16 protein-coding genes and 1 pseudogene are annotated in these 19,382 nt (G+C 56.9%); 6 read left to right on the top strand and 11 right to left on the bottom strand.

The genetic code is table 11. The features are described 5' to 3' along the window. Genes GEV38_RS00080 through GEV38_RS00065 form a run of 4 tightly spaced genes read left to right on the top strand, consistent with a single transcriptional unit; the run spans position 1 to position 2,663 of the window. Complete coding sequence (locus tag GEV38_RS00080) at positions 1–324, top strand: hypothetical protein (RefSeq protein WP_012269845.1); 324 nt, start codon at positions 1–3, stop codon at positions 322–324. Continuing rightward, the gene (locus tag GEV38_RS00075; RefSeq protein ID WP_011953082.1) at positions 314–1,429 is read left to right on the top strand and encodes a copper resistance protein B; all 1,116 of its coding nucleotides are present in this window, start codon (positions 314–316) and stop codon (positions 1,427–1,429) included. Before GEV38_RS00080 ends, GEV38_RS00075 begins: the two co-directional genes overlap by 11 nt. 9 nt (positions 1,430–1,438) lie before the next feature. Then, the gene (locus GEV38_RS00070; RefSeq protein ID WP_011953081.1) at positions 1,439–2,218 is read left to right on the top strand and encodes a cytochrome c; all 780 of its coding nucleotides are present in this window, start codon (positions 1,439–1,441) and stop codon (positions 2,216–2,218) included. Next, positions 2,208–2,663, top strand: a complete 456-nt coding sequence (locus GEV38_RS00065) for a DUF411 domain-containing protein (RefSeq protein ID WP_011953080.1) — start codon at positions 2,208–2,210, stop codon at positions 2,661–2,663. Before GEV38_RS00070 ends, GEV38_RS00065 begins: the two co-directional genes overlap by 11 nt. Positions 2,664–2,760: 97 nt before the next feature. Here the strand turns inward: GEV38_RS00065 and GEV38_RS00060 are convergent, their stop codons facing one another. Beyond that, positions 2,761–3,093, bottom strand: coding sequence for a DUF2790 domain-containing protein (locus tag GEV38_RS00060; protein ID WP_011953079.1), 333 nt, complete (start codon positions 3,091–3,093; stop codon positions 2,761–2,763). Positions 3,094–3,464: 371 nt separating this feature from the next. Beyond that, positions 3,465–3,542, bottom strand: coding sequence for a hypothetical protein (locus GEV38_RS27950; protein ID WP_371929313.1), 78 nt, complete (start codon positions 3,540–3,542; stop codon positions 3,465–3,467). 186 nt (positions 3,543–3,728) lie between these two features. Here GEV38_RS27950 and istA point away from each other — a divergent pair, with 186 nt between their 5' ends. Together istA and istB are read left to right on the top strand one after the other, a co-directional pair. Then, on the top strand, positions 3,729–5,243 hold the full coding sequence (gene istA / locus GEV38_RS00055; RefSeq protein ID WP_074198792.1) for an IS21 family transposase: 1,515 nt from the start codon (positions 3,729–3,731) through the stop codon (positions 5,241–5,243). Between the two features lie 17 nt (positions 5,244–5,260). Then, positions 5,261–6,016 carry an IS21-like element ISPpu7 family helper ATPase IstB gene (gene istB, locus GEV38_RS00050; RefSeq protein ID WP_074198791.1) on the top strand — a complete coding sequence of 252 codons (756 nt, stop codon included), beginning with the start codon at positions 5,261–5,263 and terminating at the stop codon, positions 6,014–6,016. A 129-nt stretch (positions 6,017–6,145) separates the two neighbouring features. Here the strand turns inward: istB and GEV38_RS00045 are convergent. The 9 genes and pseudogenes from GEV38_RS00045 to dnaA all read right to left on the bottom strand — a co-directional run. Then, positions 6,146–6,451, bottom strand: a pseudogene (locus GEV38_RS00045) (histone-like nucleoid-structuring protein, MvaT/MvaU family); the annotation flags it as partial. Between the two features lie 56 nt (positions 6,452–6,507). Further along, positions 6,508–8,424, bottom strand: a complete 1,917-nt coding sequence (locus tag GEV38_RS00040; protein WP_010951430.1) for a TniQ family protein — start codon at positions 8,422–8,424, stop codon at positions 6,508–6,510. A gap of 75 nt (positions 8,425–8,499) precedes the next feature. After that, a complete protein-coding gene (locus GEV38_RS00035; protein ID WP_010951429.1) occupies positions 8,500–9,459 on the bottom strand; it encodes a TniB family NTP-binding protein in 960 nt (319 codons plus the stop codon). Next, on the bottom strand, positions 9,456–11,414 hold the full coding sequence (locus GEV38_RS00030; RefSeq protein ID WP_011953078.1) for a DDE-type integrase/transposase/recombinase: 1,959 nt from the start codon (positions 11,412–11,414) through the stop codon (positions 9,456–9,458). The genes GEV38_RS00035 and GEV38_RS00030 overlap by 4 nt, the downstream gene beginning before the upstream one ends. Beyond that, complete coding sequence (locus tag GEV38_RS00025) at positions 11,395–12,033, bottom strand: TnsA endonuclease N-terminal domain-containing protein (protein ID WP_011953077.1); 639 nt, start codon at positions 12,031–12,033, stop codon at positions 11,395–11,397. Before GEV38_RS00025 ends, GEV38_RS00030 begins: the two co-directional genes overlap by 20 nt. 836 nt (positions 12,034–12,869) lie before the next feature. Then, the gene (gene gyrB, locus GEV38_RS00020) at positions 12,870–15,290 is read right to left on the bottom strand and encodes a DNA topoisomerase (ATP-hydrolyzing) subunit B (RefSeq protein ID WP_054572212.1); all 2,421 of its coding nucleotides are present in this window, start codon (positions 15,288–15,290) and stop codon (positions 12,870–12,872) included. 4 nt (positions 15,291–15,294) lie between these two features. After that, entirely contained in the window at positions 15,295–16,398 is a 1,104-nt protein-coding gene (recF, locus tag GEV38_RS00015; protein ID WP_003260018.1) for a DNA replication/repair protein RecF, read from the bottom strand. Between the two features lie 15 nt (positions 16,399–16,413). After that, positions 16,414–17,517 (bottom strand): DNA polymerase III subunit beta, encoded by a 1,104-nt coding sequence (dnaN, locus tag GEV38_RS00010; protein WP_015268408.1) that lies wholly within the window; start codon positions 17,515–17,517, stop codon positions 16,414–16,416. A gap of 40 nt (positions 17,518–17,557) precedes the next feature. Then, the gene (dnaA, locus tag GEV38_RS00005) at positions 17,558–19,084 is read right to left on the bottom strand and encodes a chromosomal replication initiator protein DnaA (protein ID WP_054572211.1); all 1,527 of its coding nucleotides are present in this window, start codon (positions 19,082–19,084) and stop codon (positions 17,558–17,560) included. Positions 19,085–19,382 lie beyond the last annotated feature (298 nt).

Here is a 19,382-nt window from a genome sequence, read left to right as displayed (position 1 = left end):
ATGAGCAAACCAATGAAACGAAGCGCCTTTTTCCTCTCTGCCGCGATGGTTGGCCTGCTCGCGGTGTACGCCCCGTCTTCCTGGTCCAGTGACAACCATGATCAGCACTCTCAAAAGTCGTCCAACGCGGCGCAATCGAACGGCTCGAAGAGCAAGCAAGCCCAGGGCATGAACCATGAAGGCATGGATCACGGCTCCATGAAAGGCATGGATCATGGCTCTATGGAGGGCATGGATCATGGTTCCATGGAAGGAATGGATCACAGCAAAATGATGGAATCGCATGGCAGCGACAAAGCTAAGGCAGGGAAAAATGGCCAATAGCGTTGCACGACCATCGCTGCTGGCATTCGCCGTTTCTTTAGGTGTGCTGGGCGTTTCGCCCAGCTTCGCCGCTGAAATGGATCATTCCGGAATGGACCACTCGGCAATGGGCCACGGTGCCATGCAGATGGACCACGCCTCATCACAGGCTGCGATGCCGGGCATGGACCACAGCCAGATGGGCGCGAGCAAGCAACCCACGCAACCTGCACCCGTTGATCACAGCAAAATGGGCCATGGCCAGCCCAAAGCGAAACCCGCCTCGATGGACCACAGCAAGATGGACCATGGAAGCATGAAAGGCATGGATCACGGGTCCATGGAAGGCATGGATCATGGCGCGATGGGTCATTCCACGATGGGAAACGGGAACGCTGATTCGCCGACCCCGACCAGCCGTACGCCAATCCCGGTGCTGACTGATGCCGACCGGCAGGCTGCCTTCCCCCCGCTTGACGGGCACAAAATGGATGACAGCGGGTTCAACAGCTTTTTCTTGCTAGACCAACTGGAATACCAAGATGCCGATGAAGGTAGCACGCTTGCTTGGGATGCATCCGGCTGGGTGGGCGGCGATATCAATAGGCTCTGGATTCGCTCGGAAGGTGAACGAACCAATGGTGTGACTGAAGATGCTGAGCTGCAGCTCCTCTATGGCCGCTCGGTAAGCCCGTGGTGGGATGTTGTCGCCGGCGTCCGGCAGGATTTCAAACCGGAGGATCCGCAGACCTGGGCTGCGTTCGGTATTCAGGGCCTGGCCCTGTATGACTTCGAAGCTGAAGCCACCGCCTTTATCGGCGAGAACGGTCAAACCGCTGCCCGTCTGGAGGGCGAGTACGACATCTTGCTAACCAATCGTTTAATTCTTCAGCCAACCGCTGAGGCCAACTTTTATGGCAAGAACGACCCGGAACGCGGCGTCGGCTCTGGCCTGGCAAACACCGAAGTCGGGCTGCGGTTACGGTACGAGATTGTTCGCCAGTTCGCGCCATACATAGGTGTCACCTGGAGCCGTTCCTACGGCAAAACCGCCGATTTCATTCGGGATGAAGGCGGGGACGTGGACGAAGCTCGTTTTGTGGCCGGTATTCGGATGTGGTTTTGAGAACTCAACATGAAAAAAACAATTACAACGCTGGTGGCGGCAGGTGCTGTTACTAGCGCAGCAGTGCTAGGTGCTGCTTACTTCGGTCTCGTGAACGTTGGTGCGGACGACCCACACTTCCCCGCTGTGCATGCGTTTTTGGCCATGGCGCGGGATCGCTCGATTGAAGTCCGAGCAAGCGACATTGAGGTGCCAAACCTTAAAGATCCTGCTCTCATCCAAGCAGGGGCAGGCAACTACAACGCCATGTGTATCGGTTGCCACCTCGCGCCAGGGGTGGAGAAAACTGAACTCAGCCAAGCCCTATACCCATCCCCACCAAACCTCACCGAGATAGGTGTAAGCGGTGACCCTGCTGCTGCGTTTTGGACCATCAAGCACGGTATCAAAGCGACAGGCATGCCAGCCTGGGGTAAGAGCATGGACGACCAGTACATCTGGGGAATCGTCGCGTTCCTGGACCAGCTACCGCAACTCAATGCTGAGCAGTACCAGATGATGGTCGCTTCCAGTGGTGGTCACCAACATGGCGGTGGCGAAAGCGATATGCATAACCATGAAGGCCAACACGGTGGTGCGAAATCAGGTCATGGAAATCATGATGATTCCGCAGCAAACGGCGTGGCTGAGGAAAGTCATGATCATGGCAGTTCGCATTCGGAGTCTTCATCAGTAGCGGAGCACCACGGTGAACACGAGTCCGGCGAGGCGCACTCGGACCACCACACAGGTTCTACTCCCAAAACCCATGTGCACAAAGACGGGAAGGAGCACACTCATGACAAGTAAGCGCCGCTTCCTCGGTTTAAGTACCGCAGCGTCACTTCTAATCGCCTCAGCCGCCTTTGCTGCGGAGCCCCTGACTATCGATGTGCACCGGGACGCTAATTGCGGTTGCTGTAAGAAATGGATAGCGCACTTGGAGGCAAACGGCTTCAAGGTCGTCGACCACGTTGAAACGGACATGAGGGCGGTGAAGCAAGAGCTAGGAGTAGCTCCGAGGCTGGCTTCGTGTCACACCGCGGTTATCGATGGCAAGTTTGTGGAAGGTCACGTCCCCGCAGCCCAGGTGCAGGAGCTCATAAAGCGCAACGACCTGGCAGGCGTCGCGGTACCTGGCATGCCCGCTGGCTCACCAGGTATGGAGGTTGATGGCATGAAACACGCCTATCAAGTCATCGGCCTCACCAAGAGTGGGGACGATCAAGTAGTTGCCAGTTATCCTGACACGTAATGCAAGATGCCCCGGGGGAAGGGCTTCTGCCGGCCAGCCGACCAGCTGCAGCGCTGGTCGTGGTCAGCTTACTCCAAGACTTACCCTGTCCCTTCGGTCAGTTTTGACCTCTACAGTTAATTCCAGCAGAGCGATATTCGAGGATTTTCAACTCACCTGTTGAGTCCTCGTAATTCATCTGTGTCGGCATCACGTCGCAGCTACCTTTGAGCGAAGTCATACTGATAACTCTCGCCACATCCAGTTTCATTCCGTAGCGATAATGGATCACTTCAGGTGGTTTTTTTCCATTGGCAGCGGCGTAGGCACGCATTGCTTGCTCATTTGCCTGAATCATCTTTCCGTGTAAGCGATCAGATCCTCCTTCAGCTAAAGCGGATGAGGAGGCGATTACGAGCATGAGGGCGGCAATGCTTTTAGCGGTGTTCATTTCTGTTACTCCATGAAGACATGAGTGAAGCTTACCGACTGGGAGCTGTCATCCACGTGATCCAGGAATTACATGTTTGTAAGCAGGCTATCGATAATGATGGCTCTGAATACACGTGAAAGCCGCGTCGTTTCAGGCTGCGACAGTTTTAATTCTCTAGCGAATCAGTCTGAACCGGCGTTTTGGGTGATTGCGACAGTTTTGCGTTTCCTCTCCAAATGGCTGCAGGCCGCGAAAGACGGGACCCTCTAGCGACAGTTTTAATTCTCTAAATCCACCACCCGCAGAAAATTTCGTCACGCCCCAGAATGGGAATTTGCATTCGGGGCGCACCACGATTCATCTCGTGCCAGAAGCCGCCTGCAGTGCAATCAATTGGCGAGCCAAGACTCGACTACCTCAGCGCCATACTCGTTTTTCCAGGCCTTAAGTGCGGATTTCACGGTCATCTGGCCACCCATTCCATGAGCATCTGACCACCGATTCCACGGTGATCCGGCCACCCATTCCACGCGCATCCGGCCACTGATTCCACGGCCATCCGGCCACCCAACCGGGTAGGCAGCTACGCAGGATTTCTTCACTACCATCGACCTCTTTTTCGAAGCAGAGAGGTCGTCGTGGAGCGTTTATCCATGCGTAAGATTCGCGAAGTACTACGTCTCAAGTTCGAGGTCGGACTATCGGCTCGCCAGATTGCGGTCAGCGTGCAGGTCGGTCGTGTCACCGTCGGCGACTACCTCAATCGTTTTGCCGCCAGCGGCCTCACCTGGCCCTGTTCGCTGTCCGATGCCGAGTTGGAGCAGCAACTGTTCCCGCCGGCCCCGGCGGTTGCCAGTGAGAAGCGGCCTTTACCCGATTGGGCATGGGTGCATGCCGAACTGCGCCGCCCCGGCGTAACCCTGGCGCTGCTCTGGCAGGAGTACCGTCTGAGCCAGCCGCAGGGCTTTCAGTACAGCTGGTTCTGTGAGCACTACCGAGCCTGGCAGGGCAAGCTGGACGTGGTGATGCGCCAGGAACATCGCGTTGGCGAGAAGTTGTTCGTCGACTACGCCGGGCAGACGGTGCCGGTGATCGACCGCTATAGCGGCGAGATCCGCCAGGCGCAGGTGTTCGTCGCGGTACTCGGCGCCTCCAGCTACACCTTCGCCGAAGCGACCTGGTCGCAGCAGTTGCCGGACTGGCTGGGCTCCCATGTCCGCTGCTTCGCCTTCCTCGGCGGCGTGCCGGAGATCGTGGTGCCGGACAACCTGCGCAGCGCGGTGAGTAAGAGTCATCGCTACGAGCCGGACATCAACCCGAGCTACCGCGATCTGGCCGAGCACTATGGCGTGGCGGTGGTGCCGGCGCGGGCGCGTAAGCCGCGCGACAAGGCTAAGGCCGAGGTCGGCGTGCAGGTGGTCGAGCGCTGGATCCTCGCCGCGCTGAGGAACCGCCAGTTCTTCTCCCTGGATGAACTCAACAGCGCCATCGCCTTATTGCTGGAGCGGCTCAACCGACGACCGTTTCGCAAGCTGCCGGGCTCCCGGCAGTCGGCCTTCGAAGCCCTGGATCGTCCAGCGCTGCGCCCCCTGCCGGAGCAACCCTACGTCTACGCCGAGTGGAAGAAGGCGCGGGTGCACATCGACTACCACGTCGAGGTCGATGGGCATTACTACTCGGTGCCGTACCAACTGGTGAAGAAGCAACTGGAAGTACGGCTGACGGCGCGCACCGTCGAGTGTTTCCACGCCAACCAGCGAGTGGCCAGCCACCTGCGCTCAATGCACAAGGGCAGGCACAGCACGCAGACCGAGCACATGCCCAAGAGCCATCGCGAGCACGCCGAGTGGACGCCACAACGGCTGATCCGCTGGGCTGAGCAGACCGGGCCGAACACCGCCGGCGTGATCAGCCACATCCTCGAACGGCGCATCCACCCGACTCACGGCTACCGGGCCTGCCTGGGCATCCTGCGCCTGGGCAAGACCCATGGCGAAGTGCGCTTGGAGCTGGCCTGCCGACGCGCCCTCAGCCTCGGCGCGTGCAGCTACAAGAGCCTCGAATCGATCCTGCGCCAGGGGCTGGAAAACCTGCCACTGGCTCAAGCCAACCTGCCTCTACTGCCAGACGACCACGCCAACCTGCGCGGCCCCGGCTACTACCACTGACCCCAAGGAATCCCACCATGCTGCCCCATCCGACCCTGGACAAGCTCCAGACCCTGCGCCTGACCGGCATGCTCAAGGCACTCGCCGAGCAACTGAAAACCCCGGACATCGACAGCCTGAGCTTCGAGGAACGCCTCGGCCTGCTGGTCGACCGCGAGCTGACTGAACGCGACGACAAGCGCCTGAGCAGCCGTCTGCGCCAGGCCCGGCTCAAGCACAACGCCTGCCTCGAAGACATCGACTACCGCAGCCCGCGCGGACTTGATAAGGCGCTGATCTTGCAACTGAGCAGTGGCCAGTGGCTGAGCGACGGCCTCAACCTGATCATCGGCGGCCCCACCGGTGTCGGTAAAACCTGGCTGGCCTGTGCCCTGGCCCACCAGGCCTGCCGAGAGGGCTACAGCGTGCGCTATCTGCGCCTGCCACGTTTGCTGGAAGAACTGGGTCTGGCCCATGGCGACGGCCGCTTCGCCAAGCTGATGAGCAGCTACGCCAAGACCGACCTGCTGATCCTCGACGACTGGGGCCTGGCCCCGTTCACCGGCGAGCAACGGCGCGACATGCTGGAGCTACTGGACGACCGTTACGGCCAGCGCTCGACCATCGTCACCAGCCAGATGCCGGTGGACAACTGGCACGAACTGATCGGCGATCCGACCCTGGCCGATGCCATCCTCGACCGCCTGGTGCACAACGCTTATCGGATCAATCTGAAGGGTGAATCAATGCGCAAACGGACGCAGAAATTGACGACGCCAGCCAACCCGGACTAACAATGCCACCCCTGCGTCGCTGCGCTCCGACTGCCCGGCCGGATGGCCGTGGAACAGGTGGCCAGATGGCCGTGGAATGCCTGGCCAGATGAGCGTGGACTGGGTGGCCGGATGGCGTGGAATCCGCACCTTAAGCGTACGCTGATTACCACCCTTGGTCTCAACAACCTCTCCGCTGTGTGGATTCTTGTAGACCTTCACTTCGCGTGGTTTCCGAGAGGTTTTTGGGGCCATATCAGTGGAAGCCACCGCTTGCGGATCGAGGATCAGCACCACTTGGCGCAGGCCGTAGCCATACTCGTTGAGCAAACTGCGCAGCTTCGTTTCAAATTCCATTTCCTGCTTCAGGGCAGAGTCATTTTTCAGCGCTTCCAGCTCCGCCAGTTGGGCTGCGAGCTGTTGTTCGAGCAGGCGGAATTCAGCGAGACGGGACATAAGATTCTCCAAAATGGGTTCGATGATTTTAGCAATCAAGAAAGAAAGCGTGCTAACTATCTTGATCCCACATGCCTGAATCGGCAATCACGAGGCTGAGCGATCGGTGTGGATAAAAACGTGATGGCTTCAGGATCGTCGATCTGGGCGGCTTCACTTGCGAGGTAATCGATCAGCTTTTTGCTTCTTACCCAAACGTACTGCCGGCAAGCCGCGTTTGGAATGGATGGCCCCGCAACGGGGCGAAACCTGGCCTCCCAAAGGTGCTTGAACGCCTCCCTGGTCGACTTCCCCAAATACACCGCAATCTCCGGTCCCAAGATATAGCCACGCCTGAATCTGTCGATGGCTTGAGGCTTAACCATCAATTGCGTACGCCGGCCTCGTTCGACAGCAGTGCTCCATAGCAGACCCAGTCGAACGAACGCGTATGCGCATTGTTCTTTGACGCCTAACAGCGCAGCAGCCTTGACTACCGACAGGCCGGGAAAGACCGGACTCTTGTTCTCAGCTCGGGCTTGTTGCCACGCTGCAAAATCTTGCGGCTTGAGTAACCACGCCCCTACCGCAACCGAGCCATTCTCAGCTGGGCCGTAAGCGCGAAGTTCACCTGCACGTATTGCCTGAACCAACTCGACCAACCCACCCCCCTTGGGCAGAGAATGCTTGGCCAAGTAGTTGATCGACACCAGGCTCTGGTCAGAGCTGGTAGGCAGCTTCTCATCAATCAATTCGTTGATCGAGCGGCAGTCAATCAGCCACCTTTCGCCTGGGCGCGGTTCTCCACCAAAGAACTGGAGGGTACCACCAGCTAGCAGCTGCCTAACCCGATTGCGACAGAGGCTTAGCAAAGTCGAGGTTTCTTTCATATCAGCCACGCCCTGGAGATGCTGCGAGATTGCCTTCAAATGATCCAGGTCCACGACCGTAAAGACTCGATCTTCATGGACCTTCTCCCGATAGGCGATTTGTCCCTCCTGATGAAGGCGTTTTATGACTGATACCCCGAGACCACAAGCTTCAGCAGCAGAATCGAACGACACCCAACGATGTCTCTCAATCGTCTCCTCACTCAAATTGCGATTTCGCTTCGCTAACGGTGCTTCCCACGCATGCTGCAGAAATGATTCGAACTCTCGACGAAGAAAGTCAAAACAAGAGTCATCCAGATCACGGTGGATGTCGTGGTATATCGGGCCGAACGATCTGCTGAGCGTCCAATGTTCGTTATCGGAATGGACTGCCTTGAGGCCACTCAGCAGTTCTCTGAATGCGAGAGGCCAGTTCATGAGAACCACGCCCGCCGCGTTTGCCATAAGCCGCGATATCTCTAGCGAACCCGAATCAGCAACCTTCAGCGGCTGGGTTCTTTCCGTAGGCAAACTTCTGACAGCGAGACGCGATGACAACTCGTGAAACTGTTCGTAGGTGAGGGCCGCCAATCCCGCGTCAGCTGGCAACGAGTCGGCGTAAAACCTATCTTCAAAGCCAGAGGTGAGCCAGGCGGCCGTATCACTCGCCGGCGCGATCTCAAAATTGGTCCCACTCAATGAGGTGCCACACGCTTGGCAACTATTCGCACTCATTGCGCTTGGATCGGTTTCCTTCAGACAGTTGGGGCACCGCCCGTGGAGTTCAGTGCCGTGGACAGAACACGTCGTAACCAGGGTCAAGCCCCAGCTTTCTCTCCAATAACCGGCTTCGCCCAAACAGATCGGACAGTAACGAGCGTGATGAGTCGTCCATAACTTGACCCCCTTGGGCCTTGGATCACGAAACTCAGCAGATACCGCAGGCCAGCTCAGTGGTCCTTCCATCATCTGCAGCCAGTCCGCAACATCGGTCTCGTCGGCTCGTGCAAAGGCGGTGAGCAGTTCCTTTCTGGGTAATCCGTTGGCTTTCGCCAGGCGCTGCAGGTACCCCAAAAGACTTTCGTCTTGGTGTGGTCGTGGGTTGATTAAAAGACCAAACATTCCTACACATCCATGAAATCGAAGACATAAAAATCAGGGGAGTAGAGCCGGGCCGATAAGCCCGGCCCTTGGCCGTCAGGTACTGCTCTCTTCGAACGTCTCAAACGGCTCCCGCTTCCCGAACAGAGGCTGGAAATTGAAGCTCGCACTGAAGGGGTTTCGATCCTCGGTGGCGTAGCTCCAAACCTCGTCTTCAAAAGCCTGGGCCAGCACAGGAAGTTCAATCCCGACAAGGTCCTGGACTTGAACCAGCCAAACAGCCCTGTCCACAATCTTGATGAGGTAGTCGATCAATCCATAGGAAGCCAGGTAGAAGCGTTTAATCATCGCTGGCTCTACAAAACTGATGGTTTGAACAGGCAGTTCGCCCTCGATTGCCTGCAACAACATCACGAAATGAAGAGACGTATTAGCGGAGAAGGTGAAGCGATCGTATGCCACCGTGGCCGAAAACCTGCGTCGCAGTTGCTCGTTTGCTAGCAGGAGATTTTCGGTGCGCTTCAGCCCAATCAGAACAAACGCGATACTGGTTTCATTCATCAGACTCTTGATCCAGTCTGCTGCCTCATACGCACCATTACGACGATAATCGACCAGGTGCTGCGCCTCATCGAGGACCAACATCTCCACGCCAAGGTTCTTCAGCAGCAGGACTACTCGCGCAAATTTAACCTCTGCCGAATGTCCTCGTGCCTCTGCGAAGGGATCCTTCAGCTCTGCCAAAATGGCTGCTGCCAGGTTCTTTTTGGTTGGAGACGAAGGCATCTCGACGAACAGAACTGTCCGCTTCTGTGGGTCATGGCTCTCCAATTCCTCCAATGACCGAATGTACTCCTTGACCAATGTGCTCTTGCCCACTCCGCTTGGACCTTGGATCAGCAACCCTTTACTTGCTCTGGTACGCCGACTATCGCCGTGGATATCGCCTAGTCGCGTCAACGCTCGCTCGACTTGAGGGCTGTGAATAAAACGATCGCGGAGCGTAAAGCTGTATTCACCATGCTCGTAGCATTCGTACAGATTGATGGCGTTCATGGCTTAGAACTCCCAGCAGGGCGACGAACCGAGACCTTGAAGGCTGCTGGCGGAATGTTAGGAATAGAGTCACCGGTCCATTCCACTTCAGCGAGTACCTTGGGTGGAGGCGTGCTTTCGGTCACTCGACCCTCCTTGTCGATTTTCGCTATGGCAGCTGCGCGTCGTTTTCTGAGCGTCTGCGAACGGCGGGCCTCGTCTGCATCTTCCATAATTTCCTGGTAGCACCTGTGCGTAGCCTCGAAGCTAGGCTGCTCATTATATTTTTCTCGCAGCGCTTTCTCGGCAGCCTTCCACACCTCCCTGCTCTTACCGGCCATTCGCTCATCTTTGGCGGGCACTTTGAAGAACAAGTTTCTGAAGCGGTCGTGAACCCAAACGTGCCCGGCTTCGTCTCGATAGCGGACGTTTACCTTTTCTCCGTCTGCCAAACGCATACGGAGCTCAGCAAGTTCCGTAGAGTGGTAGCCCACTTTGGCAACCTCGATGCCGTAATGGTGAACCTTCACCGAGGCCCGCTTGGCCAGAATGCACTCCAACGAGTCCAGGTCGACGGGAAGGCTGATGACATGGTTCGCCTCGCTAGTCCCCCAGACTTGAGCCGGTGTTCTGTTGTCCAGCCCCCGATGAGGAGTCTGGTGGTAACCATCGACGATCCATTTCACTACCACCGCCTCCAATTGAGGGAGCGTGAAACATGCATTCTTCTCCGAGTCGTAATCGCCACGCTGCTGGATATTCGAGAAGGTGGTACCCGGGAGGTTGTGGATAAGCCCCAGGTTCTGTGTGCTGAAAAAGCGTTCGACGGCACCTTTCCTTTGAGGGGCCCTTGAAGCGGGATACATGATCTCGATACCCAACTCGTTGAATCCCATGATGAGATCGCCCGCGTGAAATTCCGCTGCGTTGTCTGGGACTATTCGAGCCGGCAGCCCACGTGCCCACCATTCATTTCTCACTTTCGGAAAGCGCTTCAGCAATTCGGCTTTTGGACGGATTGAGCGTTCGATCACACGAAGCACGGTTTCCGTATTTGGCGCCGACAGGTGGAGCAAATATCCCATCACCATTCGAGAGAAGCGGTCGAGGACGATCGTCAGATAGGGGCGCCCAATGCACAGCCCCGAGGTTTCATCCACAAGCTGGACGTCCAACAAGGTGTGATCAATTTCCCAACGTTCCAAAATCTCATGGACACGTAGGACACCCGCCGCAACACGGTGCTTCTTGTCTGCTGCGTGTTTTCCGAGCCTCTCCTTATCCACAAGGTACGGATCCAGCTTGGCGATGTACCTTCGGACAGTCATTCCGCTTGGGATCTTGAGCTGATCCGAAGGCAAACGACTTTTGTTCCTCTCTTTTATCTGATCCTCGAATTCTGAAACGACCACGCTGACCGCTGGAATCGTATCCTGCAGGTAGGTTTTATTAATCACCCCTTCAAGAATAACTTCGAGCTCTCCCTGTATCGCGGCAGCCCGACCCTTTTTGGCATGCTGAGGGATAAGCTTTACTACGTTCTGGCCAATGTATTTGGCTGCCCAACGTCGAATAGTGGAAACCGAGGGTGCGCACGCATCCCCAATCTTTTTGGCGATATCTCTAAGCTTCTTGATCATGTCTTCGTCACCCGGTAGCTTGTATTTACCGCGCTTAGTTAGGTCGTCCAGATACTTGCGTCGACGCAATGCCTCATCTCCATGTTTTTTGGGGAAGCATGAAATATCTGGAGGGACGTTCCGCACATACGGAACCCTCCCAAGGTATGGCTGATCAGCGGAGATCTCGATCTCGCGCTTCTCGTAGGCCTCATAGAACTCCTTCTCGGATAGCTTCGTGGGCTCACCAAGCTCATCGAAAAAGAGCAGCTTCCGGTCAATAAGCCTCTTCTCAAGCACCATCAGTACGCCACGAACGATGACGACCAATTTCACCCTAAGGGAAAAGGTTTGCATGACGGTGCCCCCCTTGCAGGAAGACCGGGGAGTCAGTGTCAATTGACCTATCAAGGTCAATGCCCACCACCCCAAGGCCTAACAAGCGCCAGGCTTTCCCCTCACCAACCACGTAGAGCAGATCTGCAACGGTCATAGGCGGCCATTCGTTGAAGGTCGCCATTACCTCCTCCAACGCCTGATGCGAAAGCTCTGGACCGCGCCGGTGATACATCAGCCTTCTAAGATTGGTAGCCAGGGGTTCAGCTTCAATTAACTTTTCAGTGATCACCGAAAAGTTACGGGCAGTGGCGTTGAAGTAGCGCTCAGCGGCATCCAGTCGCTGCCTGACGCTGGCAATCTTCAGTCGGTCGTGAGGCTTCACTTCAAACCACCACTCGCGCCCATCCGCGAGGAAAACCTGTACGTCTGGGTAATATTTGAAGTAGCCCTGGAGCGATGGAACACGTTCCTCACTGGGCTGCGGGACGTAGCCGATGACCGCAGGAGACAGCTCAAGAAGCCGAAAAAGAGCGCCTTCGAGCTGGGACTCCCAGGGCACAGGCTTTTTATTTTTGAGCGATGGGAAGTAGCCGCGGTAATGGTTGGACCGCCGCGTGACCACCTTTCGTACTGTCATGAAACACCTCCGAAAATCTCGAAACGAGCGCCGACGCTGCGCCAAAAAATCAAGGCGCAGGGCGGGCGAAGTGAGGCCTTTCGACAGGCAACACTGTGCCGTCGAGTAACCTCGCTAAGGTCGAAAAAATGGGAGAGGATTGACAGTCGCTTCGAAAAAGCAGACATTGCGGGTTCTGAGGACGCAAGTCTGCTTCGCTAAGCGCGGTCAGTCCTCTCGGGATTGATCGCGTTTTTCTACATTTTCAGGTCTCCTTTTCTCTCATTGGTCATGACTCTCATGACTGATCAGAATCTAAAGCAATCGGCTTGCTCTCTTTATTTCTAAACGGCCACTTCGTGATCGCTGGAGCAATTTGGATCAGGTCTGAAGCTCTCGCTTCAAACAGCTGATTTGGCTGAAAATCTTCAGTGCAAAGCGGAAAAGTTGGTCATAGATCTTATTCCAACATCCCTTCGAAATCTACAAAAAATCCAAAATGGCAACTTCCACCAAATTCCATTTCCATACTAAATTGTTCAAATTAATACTTAACACGTACGCTTAATTAACTATTAAGGTGTTCAAATATTAGTTTTAAAGTCCTCTCAATCTCTCTGCTGCTCAGATCCGCCCGCCGACCCTCTCAGCACTTCCAGCGCCCCATCAAATCACTTCCTCAAATCCCCCCATCTGCATCATTTTCCAATGAGCGGAGTAGGGCGCCCCGGCAGGAATTCCAGGCAAAAAAAAGCCCGCGAAGGCGGGCTTGATGGTGACCGACAGGGGCCATGGTTGAAGCCCGGCCGGTCATCTATTTGTGAAAGCGTGCAGCTTTTCTGTGAACCTACACCGAATCAGAAGTCCAGGTTCGATACCGACAGCGCGTTGCTTTCGATGAAGTCACGACGCGGCTCGACCGCATCACCCATCAGGGTGTTGAAGATCTGGTCGGCAGCGATCGCATCCTCGATGGTGACCTTGAGCATACGGCGGACGGTTGGGTCCATGGTGGTTTCCCACAGCTGCTCAGGGTTCATCTCGCCCAGCCCTTTGTATCGCTGGATGGTGTGGCGCTTGGTGGTTTCGTTCATCAGCCAATCCAGGCCTTCCTTGAACTCGACAATTGCCTTGCGGCGCTCACCGCGCTGCACATAAGCACCTTCGCCCAACAAGCTGGACAGCTTGGCACCAATGTTGACTACGGTACGGTAGTCATTACTGCCGAAGAAGTCCCGGTTGAAGGTGACGTAGCTGGCCAGGCCGTGGGAGGTAACTTCCACTTCTGGCAACCATACGTTGCGCTCTTTGTCTTCGCGCAGGCTGGCTTTGTAAACCAGGCCGGACTTCTGGCTGTTGTTCAGACGTTCCTGGAACTTGGCCAGCCAGGCTTGCATCACAGCATGGTCACCCAGCTGTTCCAGGCTGACTTCCGGCAGGTAGATGAAGTGCTCGGTCAGCTCTTCCGGGTACAAGCGCGACAGACGCTTGAGTGTCTTCATGACACTACGGAATTCATTCACCAGTGCTTCCAACTGCACACCGGAAACCGCTGGTGCCGACTCGTCCAGGTGCAGGCTGGCATCTTCCAGGGCCGACTGGGTCATGTACTCTTCCATGGCCTCGTCATCCTTGATGTATTGCTCCTGCTTGCCTTTCTTCACCTTGTACAGCGGTGGCTGGGCAATGTAGATGTAGCCGCGCTCGACCAGCTCCGGCAGCTGACGGAAGAAGAAGGTCAGCAGCAGGGTACGGATGTGCGAACCGTCAACGTCAGCATCGGTCATGATGATGATGTTGTGATAACGCAGCTTGTCGATGTTGTACTCTTCGCGGCCGATACCGCAGCCCAGTGCAGTGATCAGCGTGCCCACTTCCTGGGACGAGATCATCTTGTCGAAACGCGCTTTCTCGACGTTGAGGATTTTACCCTTCAACGGCAGGATAGCCTGGGTACGACGGTTGCGGCCTTGCTTGGCCGAGCCACCCGCGGAGTCACCCTCCACCAGGTACAGTTCGGAAAGGGCAGGGTCCTTTTCCTGGCAGTCCGCCAGTTTGCCTGGCAGGCCGGCAATATCCAGCGCGCCTTTACGGCGAGTCATTTCACGGGCTTTACGTGCCGCTTCACGGGCACGGGCAGCATCGATCATCTTGCCAACGACGGCCTTGGCCTCGCTCGGGTTTTCCAACAGGAAGTCGGCGAAGTACTTGTTCATCTCCTGTTCCACGGCGGTTTTCACCTCCGAAGAGACCAGCTTGTCCTTGGTCTGCGAGCTGAACTTAGGGTCCGGCACCTTCACCGAGATGATCGCGGTCAGGCCTTCACGGGCGTCGTCGCCAGTGGTTGCCACCTTGTTCTTCTTGGCCAGGCCTTCCTGTTCGATATAGCTGTTCAGGCTACGGGTCAGCGAGGAACGGAAGCCCACCAGGTGAGTACCGCCATCACGCTGCGGAATGTTGTTGGTGAAGCACAACAGGTTTTCGTTGAAGCTGTCGTTCCACTGCAGGGCGACTTCAACACCCACGCCATCGTCACGCTGGACGTTGAAGTGGAACACCTGGGAGTTGACCGGGGTCTTGTTGGTGTTCAGATATTCAACGAACGCACGCAGGCCACCTTCGTACTTGAAGAACTCTTCCTTACCGCTACGTTCATCCTTCAGCAGGATGCCAACGCCCGAGTTGAGGAACGACAGCTCGCGGATACGCTTGGCCAGGATGTCCCAGCTGAAGTGAATGTTCTTGAAGGTTTCAGCCGAAGGCTTGAAGTGGATGTGGGTACCGGTGGTTTCGCTGTCACCGACAACCGCCATCGGTGCCTGTGGAACACCGTGAACGTAGGTCTGTTCCCAGATCTTGCCGCTACGGCGAACGGTCAGTACCAGTTTCTCAGACAGGGCGTTCACTACAGAAACACCTACGCCGTGCAGACCGCCGGATACCTTGTAGGAGTTGTCGTCGAACTTACCGCCAGCGTGCAGCACGGTCATGATGACCTCGGCTGCGGAAACGCCTTCTTCTTTATGCACGTCGACCGGAATGCCGCGACCGTTGTCGCGCACACTGATGGATTCGTCCGGGTGGATGATGACGGTGATGTCATCGCAGTGACCGGCGAGGGCTTCGTCGATCGAGTTGTCGACCACCTCGAAGACCATGTGGTGCAGGCCGCTACCATCATCGGTGTCGCCAATGTACATGCCGGGGCGCTTGCGCACGGCATCCAAACCTTTCAGCACCTTGATGCTGGAGGAGTCGTACGTTTGATTTTCGCTCATGCATTCACTCCCGATGGTCGTGGGTCTGGGTGATACGGCCTTGTTCCACGTGGAACAAAGCAACTGGCGTTTCCGTCTGCCAGCCTTCCCTCAGTAATTCGTGATCTACACAGGTGATGAACACCTGGCAGCGTAATTCTTCAAGCAAGCGACACAGCGCGCGGCGATGCTGGTCGTCCAGTTCGGACGGCAAGTCATCCACGAGATAAATACAGTGACCGCGGCGAGCCTGACTAACGAGGTGGCCTTGGGCAATGCGCAATGCGCACACCACCAGCTTTTGCTGACCACGCGACAGGATGTCGGCTGCATTGTTGGCAGCCAGACGAAGACGCAGATCAGCACGCTGCGGACCGGCCTGGGTGTGGCCCATCTGCTGATCGCGAAGGAGAGAGGAAGCGAGTACTTCTTGCAGTTCCCGGTCCTTGTCCCAGCCTCGGTAGTAGCTAAGGGTCAACCCGTCCAGCTCGACCAGTTCGCTCAGGGTTCGCTCGAAGACGGGCTTCAAGGCCTTGATGTAGTTGCGACGGTATTCATCTATTTCCGCACTGGCCAGGCACAATTCCCGGTCCCAGGCGGCTTGCGAAGCTGGGTCAAGTGTACCATGCCGTAACCATGAGTTCCGCTGCCGCAGTGCCTTCTGCAGCCGTTGCCAGGCTGGCAGAAAACGAGGTTCCACGTGGAACACCCCCCAATCCAGGAACTGGCGGCGTATTTTCGGAGCGCCTTCCAACAAGCGGAAACTGTCCGGATTGATGAGCTGAAGCGGTAGCAATTCAGCGAGCTGCGCTGCACTCCGCGCATTCTGCCCATCGATGCGAATAGTGAACTCCCCTTGCCGCTCCCGGGATACACCCAAGTTGCTGCTGCCACCCTCGGCCAACTGCACTTCGCCGAACACGGTACAGGCAGGCTGCTCGTACTGGATAACCGGATTCAGGCGGGTGCTGCGGAACGAGCGCGCCAGCCCGAGCAGGTGCACGGCCTCAAGCACGCTGGTTTTGCCGCTGCCGTTGGCGCCGTAAAGGATGTTGATGCGGGGGGACGGTGAGAGTGTCACCGGGTGCAAGTTGCGCACCGCGGTGACCATGATACGTCGAAGAGACATTTCGCCTGCTACGGGTTACAGACGCATTGGCATGACAACGTAGGAAGAATCGTCATTGCCAGCTTCCTGCAGCAGGGCGCTGCTGTTGGAATCGGACAGGATCAGACGAACTTGCTCGGTAGTCATTACGCCCAGCACGTCCAGCAGGTAGCTGACGTTGAAGCCGATTTCCAGCGAGCTACCTTCGTAGTCCACGCTGATTTCTTCTTCAGCTTCTTCCTGCTCGGGGTTGTTGGCCTGGATCTTCAGTTGGCCAGCAGCCAGTTGCAGGCGGATACCGCGGTACTTTTCGTTGGAAAGAATCGCAGTACGGCTGAAGGCTTCACGCAGCGCCTGACGGTCGCCGACCACCAGCTTGTCACCGCCTTTGGGCAGTACGCGCTCGTAGTCCGGGAACTTGCCGTCCACCAGCTTGGAAGTGAAGGTGAATTCACCGGTGGTGGCGCGAATGTGGTGCTGGCCCAGGACGATGCTGACCATGCCTTCCGGGTCGGTCAGCAGGCGTGCCAGTTCGAGGATACCTTTGCGTGGCACGATGACCTGGTGGCGATCATCCTGCTCGATCGGTGCGCTCATGGAGCACAGCGCCAGGCGATGACCGTCAGTGGACACAGCTCGCAGGGTGTTGCGGGAAACCTCCAGCAGCATACCGTTGAGGTAGTAGCGCACATCCTGCTGGGCCATGGCGAAACTGGTGCGCTCGATCAGGCGGCGCAGCTTGCTCTGTTCCAGGTTGCAGGTCAGCGAGCCCGGGCCTTCTTCCACGGTCGGGAAGTCATTGGCTGGCAGGGTCGACAGGGTAAAGCGGCTGCGGCCGGCCTTGACCAACAGTTTCTGCTCGTCGACCTTGATATCGATCAGGACGTCGTTCGGCAGGCTTTTGCAAATGTCCATCAGCTTGCGTGCCGGGACAGTGATTTCGCCAGGCTCGGCCGGCTCTTCCAGTTGCACGCGGCCTACCAGTTCGACTTCCAGGTCGGTACCAGTCAACGACAGTTGCTGGCCTTGCACGACCAGCAATACGTTGGACAGGACCGGCAAGGTCTGGCGGCGCTCGACGACACCGGCGACCAGTTGCAGGGGTTTCAACAGGGCTTCGCGTTGAATGGTGAAATGCATGGTCTAGTCCCTTGCCTTCAATTAGCTGCGCAGACGGCCATCAGGTCGTCAGCGTCCGCAGCAGGTTCTTGTAGTCCTCGCGGATGTCCGCGTCGGATTCCTTCAGTTCGTTGATCTTGCGGCAGGCGTGCAGCACGGTCGTATGGTCGCGACCACCGAACATGTCGCCGATTTCCGGCAGACTGTGGTTGGTCAGTTCCTTGGACAGGGCCATGGCCACCTGGCGTGGACGCGCCACGGAACGCGAACGACGCTTGGACAACAGATCGGAGATCTTGATCTTGTAGTACTCGGCGACGGTACGCTGAATGTTATCCACACTGACCAGCTTGTCCTGGAGCGCCAGCAGGTCCTTGAGCGACTCACGAATCAGTTCGATGGTGATGTCGCGGCCCATGAAGTGCGAGTGAGCGATCACCCGCTTCAATGCGCCTTCCAGTTCACGGACGTTGGAACGGATGCGCTGAGCAATGAAGAAGGCCGCGTCATGCGGCAGTTCGACCTTGGCCTGGTCGGCCTTCTTCATCAGGATCGCCACGCGGGTTTCCAGCTCTGGTGGCTCGACGGCCACCGTCAGGCCCCAACCAAAGCGCGACTTCAGACGCTCTTCCAGGCCTTCGATCTCCTTGGGGTAGCGGTCAGAGGTAAGGATTACCTGCTGGCCACCCTCGAGCAGGGCGTTGAAGGTGTGGAAAAACTCTTCCTGCGAGCGCTCTTTACGGGCAAAGAACTGGATATCGTCGATCAGCAACGCATCCACCGAGCGGTAGAAACGCTTGAATTCGTTGATGGCGTTGAGCTGCAGCGCCTTGACCATGTCCGCGACGAAGCGCTCCGAATGCAGGTACACGACCTTGGCGTTCGGGTTCTTCTTCAGCAGGTGGTTACCCACAGCATGCATGAGGTGGGTTTTACCCAGGCCCACACCACCATAAAGGAAGAGCGGGTTGTAACCATGCTTGGGGTTGTCTGCCACCTGCCAGGCAGCCGCGCGCGCCAGCTGGTTCGACTTACCTTCGACGAAGGTGTCGAAGGTGAAGGTGCGGTTCAGGTAACTGGTGTGTTTGAGCGCACCTTCAACCTGCACGGTACGCTTTTCGGTCCGGGCACTGCCAGACGACGCAGAAGCCGGTTCGGCCATGGCATCGAAGCTGTCACGCGAGGATGGCTCGGCCAGTTCATCGACCAGCACTGGCTCGGCCGCCGCGACGGCGACGGGTTCGACCGCTGCCGGCACTGCCTTCTGTGTCTGGCTCTGGGCCAGCGAGGCGGCCACCGCAGCACTTACTGGCGCGTTGGGTGCGGCACGTGGCGCGGAGCTGCGACGGCTGCCGATCAACAAGGAAAGGGCAGGCGCAATGCCGCTGCCGTTTTCGCCCAACAGCTCGAGCAAACGACCCAGGTACTTTTCATTGACCCAATCGAGAACGAAACGGTTAGGCGCATAGACGCGCAACTCGTCGCCTTCGGCTTCGACCTGTAGCGGACGGATCCAGGTGTTGAATTGCTGGGCAGGCAGTTCATCGCGCAGAAGCTCCACGCACTGCTGCCAAAGTTCCACTGACACGGATATCCCCTGAGTTTGAAAGCCGGATGAGGCAAAAACAAACCGCCATTGTACCGGTCGAGCGTCCAGTTATCCACATGTGGACACGTTAGGAACCATGACAAAACAGCCATTTATCGACCAAAACGGCTTCCTCACACTGTGAATAAGCCCTGTGGATAAGCAGCCATGAGCGCTATGCACAACCCTGAGGCCAGGTCTGTTGATAACTCCGCTGTGGATAAGCGGCGATTTAATCCACAGCTTTTGACCACGAAGAAAACAAGCGCAGCACCGGTTGAGAACACAGTTGTAAAAC

It is taken from the genome of Pseudomonas sp. 13159349 (assembly GCF_013305685.1).
In the GTDB taxonomy this organism is placed as follows: Bacteria; Pseudomonadota; Gammaproteobacteria; order Pseudomonadales; family Pseudomonadaceae; genus Aquipseudomonas; species Aquipseudomonas asiatica.
Note: the sequence above shows the minus strand (reverse complement) of the source record. Positions and strands in the feature narration are given on the sequence as shown.

Excerpts from the sequence above, each read along its gene's own strand:
- GEV38_RS00080 (WP_012269845.1), top strand. The coding sequence starts at position 1 with ATGAGCAAACCAATGAAACGAAGCGCCTTTTTCCTCTCTGCCGCGATG.
- GEV38_RS00075 (WP_011953082.1), top strand. The coding sequence starts at position 314 with ATGGCCAATAGCGTTGCACGACCATCGCTGCTGGCATTCGCCGTTTCT.
- GEV38_RS00070 (WP_011953081.1), top strand. The coding sequence starts at position 1,439 with ATGAAAAAAACAATTACAACGCTGGTGGCGGCAGGTGCTGTTACTAGC.
- GEV38_RS00065 (WP_011953080.1), top strand. The coding sequence starts at position 2,208 with ATGACAAGTAAGCGCCGCTTCCTCGGTTTAAGTACCGCAGCGTCACTT.
- GEV38_RS00060 (WP_011953079.1), bottom strand. The coding sequence starts at position 3,093 with ATGAACACCGCTAAAAGCATTGCCGCCCTCATGCTCGTAATCGCCTCC.
- GEV38_RS27950 (WP_371929313.1), bottom strand. The coding sequence starts at position 3,542 with ATGACCGTGAAATCCGCACTTAAGGCCTGGAAAAACGAGTATGGCGCT.
- istA (WP_074198792.1), top strand. The coding sequence starts at position 3,729 with ATGCGTAAGATTCGCGAAGTACTACGTCTCAAGTTCGAGGTCGGACTA.
- istB (WP_074198791.1), top strand. The coding sequence starts at position 5,261 with ATGCTGCCCCATCCGACCCTGGACAAGCTCCAGACCCTGCGCCTGACC.
- GEV38_RS00040 (WP_010951430.1), bottom strand. The coding sequence starts at position 8,424 with ATGTTTGGTCTTTTAATCAACCCACGACCACACCAAGACGAAAGTCTT.
- GEV38_RS00035 (WP_010951429.1), bottom strand. The coding sequence starts at position 9,459 with ATGAACGCCATCAATCTGTACGAATGCTACGAGCATGGTGAATACAGC.
- GEV38_RS00030 (WP_011953078.1), bottom strand. The coding sequence starts at position 11,414 with ATGCAAACCTTTTCCCTTAGGGTGAAATTGGTCGTCATCGTTCGTGGC.
- GEV38_RS00025 (WP_011953077.1), bottom strand. The coding sequence starts at position 12,033 with ATGACAGTACGAAAGGTGGTCACGCGGCGGTCCAACCATTACCGCGGC.
- gyrB (WP_054572212.1), bottom strand. The coding sequence starts at position 15,290 with ATGAGCGAAAATCAAACGTACGACTCCTCCAGCATCAAGGTGCTGAAA.
- recF (WP_003260018.1), bottom strand. The coding sequence starts at position 16,398 with ATGTCTCTTCGACGTATCATGGTCACCGCGGTGCGCAACTTGCACCCG.
- dnaN (WP_015268408.1), bottom strand. The coding sequence starts at position 17,517 with ATGCATTTCACCATTCAACGCGAAGCCCTGTTGAAACCCCTGCAACTG.